Consider the following 1485-nt stretch of genomic DNA (forward strand, 5'->3'; position numbering starts at 1 on the left):
CTATCCGGCGGACCGGATTGCGTACATGTTCCAGGACGCGGATCCGGTGGCGGTGGTGTCGGCCGGGCCGTTGGATGAGGCGGTGTTGGGTGGCCGGGCACAGGTGGTGCTGGACGGGGCCACGATCCGGGCGCTCGACGGATATGCCGATGCCGACGTGTCCGATGTCGAGCGCGGTGGTGTGCTGCTGCGGCCGGAGCATCCCCTCTATGTGATGTATACGTCGGGTTCGACGGGGCGGCCGAAGGGTGTGGTGTTCCCGGCGGGGGCGATGGTGAACCTGCTGGCTTGGCACACGCAGATACTCACTGGTGGGGTGGGTAAGCGGACGGGTCAGTTCGCTGCTTTGGGCTTTGATGCGGCGGCGCATGAGATGTTCTCGGCGTTGTGGTCGGGTAAGACGCTGGTGGTGCCGCGTGATGAGACGCGGCGCGGTGCGGCGGAGTTGGTGCGCTGGTTCGCCGAGCATCAGGTGGGTGAGCTGTTCGCGCCGATGCCGATGGTGGAGGCGGTCGCTGAAGCAGCCGCTGAACTGGACGTTGAACTGCCTGAGTTGATGGATGTGGCGCAGGCTGGTGAGGCGTTGGTGCTGCATGGTCGGGTGCGGGAGTTCTTTGCGTCGGTGCCGGGTCGGCGGGTGCACAACTATTACGGGCCGACCGAGACCCACGTCGTCACGGCGCTTTCGCTGGAGGGTGACCCGGGCGGGTGGCCGGTGCTGCCGTCGATCGGCCGGCCGGTGGCGAACAGTCGCGTCTACGTCCTGGATGAGCGGTTGCGTCCGGTGCCGGTCGGTGTGGCGGGTGAGCTCTACCTGGCGGGTGCGCAGCTGGCGCGCGGCTACCTGAACCGCCCCGCCCTGACGGCGGAGCGTTTCGTGGCTGATCCGTTCGCGGGTGCGGGGGAGCGTATGTATCGCTCGGGTGACCTGGCTCGCTGGCGGGCTGATGGCACGGTGGAGTTCCTGGGCCGCGCCGACTTCCAGGTCAAGATCCGCGGCTTCCGGGTCGAACTCGGCGAGGTCGAAGCGGTCGTCGCGTCGCATCCGGATGTCGCCCAGGTTGCGGTGGTGGCGCGTGAGGACCAGCCAGGCGGCAAACGCCTCGTCGCCTACGTCATCCCGTCGAACACCACGGCCTCCGTGGATACACCGCAACTGCGCCGGTACGTCGGTGAGCGTCTGCCGGAGTTCATGGTTCCGGCGGCGGTCGTGGTGGTGGACGCGTTGCCGTTGACGGCGAACGGCAAGCTGGACCGGCGCGCACTCCCCGCCCCCGACTACGCCGCCGCCACCGCCTTCCGCGCCCCGCGTAACGAGCGCGAGCAGGTGCTCTGCGCGATCTTCGCCGAGGTGCTCGGCGTGGAGCGCGTCGGGATCGACGACAGCTTCTTCGACCTGGGCGGCCACTCCCTCCTGGCGACCCGCCTGATCAGCCGCATCCGCACCCGCCTGGGTGTCGAACTGCCTCTGCGCGCCCTCTTCGA

General features: G+C 68.7%; 1 protein-coding gene. It reads left to right on the top strand.

What is annotated here, in order from left to right:
• Positions 1–25: 25 nt before the first annotated feature.
• The coding region (locus tag ACIBNA_RS45045; protein WP_399171295.1) for an AMP-binding protein at positions 26–1485 on the top strand (1460 nt) is incomplete at its 3' end.

This window comes from Streptomyces sp. NPDC050164 (assembly GCF_044459945.1).
GTDB classification, from domain to species: Bacteria; Actinomycetota; Actinomycetes; order Streptomycetales; family Streptomycetaceae; genus Streptomyces; species Streptomyces coeruleorubidus_A.